The following is a 7,995-nucleotide window of genomic DNA, read 5'->3' on the forward strand; positions in this document are numbered from 1 at the left end:
GCAGGGGGGACCCTGTGGGAGAGTAGGACGCCGCCGAACAATCATTCACAGAGAACCCCCATCCGGGAAACCGGATGGGGGTTCTCTGCATTTCCAGACAATCTCAAAAATCCGCTCGGGCTATGTCCACCCGCAGGTGGTGCTAGGACCACCTCGCAATTGGGGTGGCATGGCCAGTGCCTGGAGCGGGTCGTTCGTGAACACTTGTGGAGGACGATCGAGACCGGCATCAGGAGCTTCCGTGGCAACAGCGAGTCGAACGAGCGGTGCGACGGTGCGCGCGCAGACCGAGGCGGCCGTCGCGTCGGGCGGCCAGGGGCTGGCGCGGCTGGCTCTCCTGGTGGTGGGCGCGGTGCCGGGGCTGGTGCTGCCGGTGGGGGCGGCGATGGCGGCGGGTGGGGTCACGGCCTCGGTCTTCCAGGATTCCTACTACCCGGTGGTCCTGTTCGGCCTCGCGGTGGCGGCCGTCGCCGGCGCCCTGGTGGCGGCTCTGTTCGTGCGCCGCACGGCGAGCCGGACGCGCCAGCAGCTGGAGCGCTGGTACGGCATCCGCCTGCCGGCCGTGTACCAGCCACGGCCCGCGTTGGAGCTGGACGAACGCGGGCACTGGTGGACGGGCTACTCGTACCACCGCTCCCGGATGGTCGCGAAGTACGCGCAACTGCTGCACTGGGGCGCCCGGGACCGGACGACCCGGTCGGAGGTGGCCTGGCTGGCCATCAGCCCCGCCCTGGTGGTGGCGCTGGCGGGCCCGGTGGCCGTCCTGATGGTGCTGGGCGTGGCCTGCATCCTGACGCCGCTGTCTGTGGACGGGTTCGGGCCGGTGCCCGCACGCCTGGTGTCGGTCCTGCTGAGCGCCGTGCTCGGGCTCGGCATGGTGGCGGTCGGGGTGCTCGTGGCGCCGTACGCGGTGCGCGGGTACGCCGAGGCGGCCCGCCGGGTGCTGGACCAGGACGGCCGGGCGACGCACGCCCAGCTGACCAGGCGGGTGGCCGAGCTGACCGAGACCAGGGCGGACGCGGTCGGCGACCAGGCGGCGGAGCTGCGGCGGATCGAGCGGGACCTGCACGACGGCGCGCAGGCGCGACTGGTCGCGATAGGGATGACGCTGGGCACCATCGAGCACCTGATGGATACCGACCAGGCGGCCGCCCGGGAACTGCTCTCCGAGGCGCGGCAGTCCTCGGCCCGGGCGCTCCAGGAACTGCGGGACCTGGTCCGCGGCATTCACCCGCCGGTGCTCGCCGAGCGTGGACTGGGCGACGCCGTGCGCGCCTTGGCGCTGGACAGCGCCCTGCCGACCGAGGTGTGCGTGAGCCTGCCGGACCGTCCGCCGGCGCCGGTGGAGGCGGCGGCCTACTTCAGCATCTGCGAGCTGCTGGCCAATGCGGCCAAGCACTCCGGGGCGGAGCAGGTGTGGGTGGACATCCTGTACCGGGCCGGGCTCCTGCGGATCACGGTGACGGACGACGGGGTGGGTGTGGCGGATCCGTCCCGGGGCACCGGCCTGCGCGGGATCGAGCGGCGATTGGGTACCTTCGACGGTGTCCTCGCCATCGACAGCACGTCGGGCGGTCCGACCACCATCACCTTGGAGCTGCCGTGCGAGTTGTCCTCGCCGAGGACCTCTACCTCCTTCGCGAAGGCCTGATCCGACTGCTGGAGGCGCACGGTTTCACCATCGCCGCGGCCGTGGAGACGGGCCCCGAACTGCTGGAGGCGTTGCTGACCCACCGGCCGGACGTGGCCGTGGTCGACGTCCGGCTGCCCCCGACGCTCACCGACGAGGGGCTGCAGGCGGCGCTGAAGGCCCGCAAGGAGATCCAGGGTTTGCCGGTGCTGGTGCTGTCGCAGCACGTTCAGCAGCTGTACGCGCGCGAGCTGCTGGCCGACGGCACCGGCGGGATCGGATACCTGCTGAAGGACCGGGTGTTCAACGCCGACCAGTTCATCGACGCGGTCCGCCGGGTGGCGGCCGGCGGAACGGCGATGGACCCGGACGTGATCGCGAAGCTGATGCAGATCACCTCGCGTCGGCCCGGCCCGTTGCTGCGGCTGTCCCCGCGCGAGCGCGAGGTGCTGGAGCTGATGGCCGAGGGCTGCTCCAACTCGGCGATCGCCGCCCGCCTGGCGGTCAGCGACGGTGCGGTGGCCAAGCACATCGCCAACATCTTCACCAAGCTCGAACTGGCCCCCGCCGAGGATGCCAACCGCCGGGTGCTCGCGGTGCTGACCTACCTCAACGGAACGGCCGGGCCGAAGGGCTGACGATCCGCCCGGTCCACGGCGGGCGGGTCGTCAGCCCCGGACGGTGACACGCCAGGCTGCGGAAACGCTGAAACAGGTGTACGAGTAAACTCCGGTGGGCCGAGCCCGGAGGTCGCTCAGCCGTCCGGCGCCCCGACAAGCGGGAACCGGCAGCCGAGGCAGCGTACGGCAGCAGCCGACATCCAGGGGTTGATAGACGTAATGGCACGCCCAACGCTCACCAAGGCCCATCGGGGCCTGCTCGGCCTGGTCGCGGCCGGCGCCTGCATCATCTCGGGCATCGGCTTCGCGGGCTCGTACAACGCGGTGCGCGAACTGGCCCAGGAGAAGGGCTTCGGGGCCTTCTCCTACGCCTTCCCGATCGGCGTCGACGCCGGCATCGTCGTACTCCTCTCGCTCGACCTGGTACTGACCTGGCTGCGGATTCCCTTCCCGATGCTGCGGCAGACCGCCTGGGTGCTGACCGTCGCCACCATCGCCTTCAACGCGGCCGCCTCCTGGGGCGATCCGCTCGGCATGGGGATGCACGCCGTCATCCCGGTGCTCTTCGTGGTCGTGGTCGAGGCCTCCCGGCACGCGGTCGGCCGGATCGCGGCGATCACGGTCGACCGGCACATGGATTCGGTCCGGATGATGCGCTGGCTGCTCTCCCCGGTGCCGACCTTCAAGCTCTGGCGCCGGATGAAGCTGTGGGAGCTGCGCTCCTACGACGAGGTCGTCCGGCTGGAGCAGAACCGCCTGGTCTACCGGGCGCAGCTGCGCTTCCGGTACGGCCGCGGCTGGCGCCGCTCGGCGCCGATCCAGGCCCTGCTGCCGCTCAAGCTGGCCAAGTACGGGGTGCCGCTGGACCCGACGCTGTTCGATCGTCTGGACGAGGAGGCGCGCGAGCGCGAGGCCCGGGAGGCTCTGGCGGAGAAGGAGGCACTGGAGCTCCAGCGGCAGGACGGCCGCGCCGCCACGGCCATCGCCCCGGCCGAGGCCGCCGCCCCCGCGGCTCCCGTCGCCGCCGCCCCCGCGGCTCCCGTCGCCGCCGCCCCCGCTTCGGCTTCGGCCCGCCCGGAGCCGGCCCGGCAGGCGCAGCAGATATCGCAGGTCCAGCCTCAATCCCAGGCCCAGGCTCAGACCCACGTCCAGCCCCAGCCCCAGCCCCAGCCCGAACCGGCCGCGGCCCCGGCTCCGGTCGCCGTCGCGCCGATGTCCGCCGAGGTGGCCGCGCCGATGCTGGCGAAGCTGGCAGCCGTCCGGCTGCGTGCCGCGCAGGAGCCGAACGGCGTGGCGGAGGAGGCCCCGCAGCCGCACCGCGAGGAGCTGAACGTGTGGACCGAGCGCCCGGTGCGCACCACGGGCCACCCGTCCGACGCCGCCCCCGGCGGGCGGGTGCCCGGCCAGGCCTCGCCGTGGTTCAAACCCCCGCGTCCGGTCGCCGAGGAGCCGGTCCTCCCGCAGCAGCCCCAGGCCCAGGTCGCCCAGGATGCGGGGTTCGCCGCCGAGCCGCAGCCCCGCCACCCGGGGCAGCCCCTTCCGGCTGGGCAGCCCGCTCCGGCCGAGCAGCCCGTCCACGGCGAGCAGTTCGTTGCGGCCGAGCAGCCCCCCGTCCACGACGAGGAGTCCGCGCCGCGCTCGGCCCCGTCCCGGCTGGATCCGGACCTGGCCTATGACGCCCTGGTCAGCTACATGGACAACCACGAGCACCAGCCCGACCCGCAGCGCCTCGCCGAGTGGCTGACCAAGCAGTACGGCGTCACCGGCAACCGCCCGGACGGCTCGGTCCACCCCAAGGACGTCGCCGAGCTCTACCCGCAGCTGCGCGACCGCTACGCCGCCGCCGGGAGGGACTGACCCGGGCCGCCTCGGCCGGACGCCCCGTGGAACGTTCCTCCGTCGAACGCTTCTCCGTCCACCGCTCGGTCGGCCGTTGACGCCCGATCCGGCCGGAGCTACCTTCTCCTCAACAAATTGTTGAAGTGCTGGTCCGGCGTGGAGGAGTGCGGATGTCGCAGGTCGAGGTCGACGGTAACGGACCGACGGGCGGGGCCTCCTTCTCCGCCACCGCCCGCGCCGCCGTGGAGGCGCTGCTCGCCCCGGTCGACGCCGACCTGGCGCGCCGCTATCCCGGCGACACCGGTACCAGGCAGCCGGTGCACACCGTCTACGTCCCGGCCGACGCCTTCGCCGCCGACACCGTACGGGAGTGGGGCCGCCAGGCTCTGGAGGCCTTCGACACCCACGCCGGCACCCCCGCCGAGCTGGCCCGCGCCCTCGGCCTGGCCGACGACGAGCTGCTCGCCGACGTGCACGCCCGGGTCCGCGCCAAGCTGGAGCGCGAGCCGGTCGAGGACCTGCGGATCGACTTCGAGGACGGCTACGGACCCCGCCCGGACGCCGAGGAGGACGCCGCCGCCGTCCGCGCCGCCGAACTGGTCGCCGCCGCCGTGGCCGAGGGCGCCGCGCCGCCGTACCTCGGCATCCGGATCAAGTGCATGGAGGCGGCCGTCCGCGACCGCGGCATCCGCACCCTGGAACTGTTCCTGGCCACCCTGCTGGCCGGCGGCGGCCTGCCGGACGGCCTGGTCCTCACCCTGCCCAAGGTGACCTACGCCGAGCAGGTCACCGCGCTGGTCCGGCTGCTGGAGGACTTCGAGTGCCGCGCCGGGCTGCCCGCCGGCCGGATCGGCTTCGAGATCCAGATCGAGACCACGCAGGCCATCCTCGGCCCGGACGGCCGGGCCACCGTGGCCCGGATGATCGAGGCCGCCGAAGGCCGCGCCACCGGGCTGCACTACGGCACCTTCGACTACAGCGCCTCCTGCGGCGTCAGCGCGGCCCACCAGAGCATGGACCACCCGGTCGCCGACCACGCGAAGGCGGTCATGCAGGTGGCCGCAGCCGGCACCGGCGTCCGGCTCTCCGACGGCTCGACCAACGTCATCCCGACCGGCTCCACCGAACAGGTGCACGCCGCCTGGAAGCTGCATCACGACCTGGTCCGCCGCTCACTGGCCCGCGCCTACTACCAGGGCTGGGACATGCACCCGGCGCACCTGCCGACCCGCTACGTCGCGGTGTACTCCTTCTACCGCGAGGGCCTGGCGGCCGCCGCAGCCCGGCTGGCCGCGTACGTCGCCAAGGCGGGTGGCGACGTGATGGACGAGCCGGCCACCGCCCGGGCGCTCAGTGGCTACCTGCTGCGCGGCCTGGACTGCGGCGCCGTCGACCCGGCCGAGGTCACCGCGCTGACCGGCCTGGACCGCGCCCGGCTGGACGCCCTGGCCGGGCGCTGACCCCGCGACCGGCCGACGAAGCCCGGCCAGGGCCTAGGCTGGCGGTGCCGCCCCGGGACGCCCGGGGTGTGCGCCGCCAGCCGTCGTCGTTTCCGGGAGAACCACCGCGTCATGTCCGCCACGCCGGAACCGACCGCCAGGCCGTACCTCACCATCCGGCGGGCCGGCAGCCACGAGACCGAGATCAAGAAGTCCCGGTTCATCTGCCACCTCGCCCGGGTCGCCGACGAGGAGGAGGCGCAGGCCTTCATCGCCGGCATCCGCAAGCAGTACTGGGACGCGCGGCACAACTGCACCGCCTTCGTGGTCGGCGACGAGCAGCGCCGCGAACGCTCCAGCGACGACGGCGAGCCCGGCGGCACCGCCGGGGTGCCGATGCTGGAGGTGCTGCGCCGGCGCGGCCTGACCGACACCGCCGCCGTGGTGACCAGGTACTTCGGCGGCATCAAGCTCGGCGCGGGCGGCCTGGTGCGGGCGTACGGGAATGCGGTGTCCGAGGCGGTGGACGAGATCGGTCTGCTGGAGCGGCGGCCGGTGGCCCTGCTCGCGGTGACGGCCGACCACGTGCGCGCCGGGCGGGTGGAGAACGACCTGCGGGCGGCCGGCTACACGGTGAGCGACCTGGCCTACGAGCCGGCCGGGGTGCGGATCGAGGTGGGCGTACCGCAGCCGGAGGTGCCGGCCTTCCACGCCTGGCTGGCCGAGGCGACCGGCGGTACCGCCGTCGCGGTCCCGGCCGGCCGGACGTACGTCGAGGTGCCGGTCTGATGCCGGAGCAGGCGGGCGGCGGCGCTTTCGGCCACCTATTCGGCCAGATCGCGGCCGATCCGTTTCGGAGCCTTGCGGGGCGTGCCTAGCCTGGTCCGGTCGTCGAGCAGGAAGCCGCCCCGAGATGCCCGTCGTCCAGACCGTCACCCTGCCGCCGGGGGCCAGCACCGGCTGGCACTACCACCCGGGCCGGGTGGACGTGGTGGTGTTGTCCGGGACGCTGACCCGGACCCTGCATGACGGCCGGGTCGAGGTCAGCCGGGCCGGGGACTCGCTGGTCGAGGAGGCCGGACCGGTCCACGTCCACGTGGGGCGCAACCTCGGGGACGAGCCCGTGGTGCTGATCGCGAGCTACGCCGCCCCGGCCGGTTGCCCGTTGGCGGTGCCGGTCGCGGAGCCCGCGTGGAGTCGCAGCGGCGCCCGGCCCGCTGAGGCCTGACCTGCTGAGGTCTGACCAGGGCTGCTCCGGCGCTGTCGCCCGTGCCCCGCCGTCCGCCGTCCGCCGTCCGCCGTCCGCCGTCCGCCGTCCGCCGTCTGGCGGCGAGGGCGGGTCGGGCCCGGGAGCCGCGCCACGCGGTGCACGGCTTGAGCAGATTCACCCGAACGTATTGACGTGGCCCGGAGTTGGAACTTCCGCTCCGGGCCGTGGCGTTTCCTGGGCAAGGATCCGGCCGAACCGGACGAATAACCCATCGATGGAGGACACCAGACCCCACCCCGCACCACGGAGGTATGCGCATGACCTCAGACCGCTTTTCGTCGCCCGCCGGCGCCGACCTGACCGGCCCCGCGACGCCCTACCGGATGACCGTCACCACCGCCCTCCCGCACCGCGAGGCCGTCGCCCTGGCCGACGAGCAGCTCGCCGCCTGGCTGAAACAGGAAGGCTGCGAGGAGCCCCCGCCGGCTCCCCGCGCCCTCACCGGGCCGCCCCCGGCCGGAGCGACCTCGACGGGGACGGCTCCAACCCGACCGAAACCGCCCGAACTGACGCCCCCTGGGCTGACGACGTCCGGACCGGCGCAGCCCCGATCGGCCCCCGCCGCCGAGCGACTGCGCCTGGGCGACCGCGTCCTGCTCGACCGCGACCAGGGCCCGCTGCGCGGCGGCCCGGCCGCCGGCCGCTACGACCGCCGACGCCTGCGCACCCCGACCCCGCACGGCACCCAGCAGCTCACCCTGACCGTGGCCACCGCGGCCGACGGCCCCACCTGGGTCCGGCTGGAGGCCGAGACGCACAGCACCGGCAACGGCGTGCGGACCCCTTGCCGGGTGCCGGTGCCCGAACTCGCCCGCACCCTCCTGCCGCTGCTCGACGCCACCGACGGCCCGGCCGCCGTCCACCCGGCCCCCCGGGTGATCACCGTCGGCGAGGTCGACGGCCTGATCGACGAACTCTGCGACCCGGAGCGCCGGCTGCCCGTCGTGGTCGCCAGCGTCCCGGTGAACCTCCCGCTCGACCGCTGGGTCGAGGACGTCGTCCGCCCGCTCTGCCACCAGCTTCCCGGCCTGGCCACCGCCTACGTCCTGGACCCGGGCGCCCGGACCGGGTTCAACGTCGCGCTGGAGTACCACAGCGTCTACGGCGGAGCGGTGCGCACCTACCTGCCCGAGGTGGACCCCGCCTCCCGGTGCGACGGCGCCCGGCACCCGGTGCTCGCCCGGGGGCGAATAGAGC

General features: G+C 73.9%; 6 protein-coding genes and 1 pseudogene. All 7 read left to right on the top strand.

Annotated elements, in window-relative coordinates:
- The first annotated feature begins 241 nt into the window (after positions 1–241).
- Complete coding sequence (locus ACFVX9_RS39125; RefSeq protein WP_279634894.1) at positions 242–1,651, top strand: sensor histidine kinase; 1,410 nt, start codon at positions 242–244, stop codon at positions 1,649–1,651.
- Positions 1,603–2,268: a response regulator transcription factor gene (locus ACFVX9_RS39130; RefSeq protein WP_063347646.1), complete on the top strand. Its 666-nt coding sequence runs from the start codon at positions 1,603–1,605 to the stop codon at positions 2,266–2,268. The genes ACFVX9_RS39125 and ACFVX9_RS39130 overlap by 49 nt, the downstream gene beginning before the upstream one ends.
- 201 nt (positions 2,269–2,469) lie before the next feature.
- A complete protein-coding gene (locus tag ACFVX9_RS39135) occupies positions 2,470–4,107 on the top strand; it encodes a DUF2637 domain-containing protein (RefSeq protein ID WP_387986992.1) in 1,638 nt (545 codons plus the stop codon).
- A 152-nt stretch (positions 4,108–4,259) separates the two neighbouring features.
- Positions 4,260–5,549 carry a DUF6986 family protein gene (locus ACFVX9_RS39140; RefSeq protein WP_387986995.1) on the top strand — a complete coding sequence of 430 codons (1,290 nt, stop codon included), beginning with the start codon at positions 4,260–4,262 and terminating at the stop codon, positions 5,547–5,549.
- Positions 5,550–5,660: 111 nt separating this feature from the next.
- Positions 5,661–6,317 carry a YigZ family protein gene (locus ACFVX9_RS39145; RefSeq protein WP_387986997.1) on the top strand — a complete coding sequence of 219 codons (657 nt, stop codon included), beginning with the start codon at positions 5,661–5,663 and terminating at the stop codon, positions 6,315–6,317.
- Between the two features lie 124 nt (positions 6,318–6,441).
- Positions 6,442–6,756 (top strand): cupin domain-containing protein, encoded by a 315-nt coding sequence (locus tag ACFVX9_RS39150; protein ID WP_079135597.1) that lies wholly within the window; start codon positions 6,442–6,444, stop codon positions 6,754–6,756.
- A gap of 299 nt (positions 6,757–7,055) precedes the next feature.
- Positions 7,056–7,995 (top strand): annotated as a pseudogene (locus ACFVX9_RS39155) (hypothetical protein); the annotation flags it as partial.

Source organism: Kitasatospora sp. NPDC058243 (assembly GCF_042882025.1).
In the GTDB taxonomy this organism is placed as follows: Bacteria; Actinomycetota; Actinomycetes; order Streptomycetales; family Streptomycetaceae; genus Kitasatospora.

What these genes read in the sequence shown, in the direction of transcription:
- ACFVX9_RS39145 (WP_387986997.1), top strand. Translation starts at nt 5,661, where the DNA reads ATGTCCGCCACGCCGGAACCGACCGCCAGGCCGTACCTCACCATCCGG.
- ACFVX9_RS39150 (WP_079135597.1), top strand. Translation starts at nt 6,442, where the DNA reads ATGCCCGTCGTCCAGACCGTCACCCTGCCGCCGGGGGCCAGCACCGGC.
- ACFVX9_RS39140 (WP_387986995.1), top strand. Translation starts at nt 4,260, where the DNA reads ATGTCGCAGGTCGAGGTCGACGGTAACGGACCGACGGGCGGGGCCTCC.
- ACFVX9_RS39135 (WP_387986992.1), top strand. Translation starts at nt 2,470, where the DNA reads ATGGCACGCCCAACGCTCACCAAGGCCCATCGGGGCCTGCTCGGCCTG.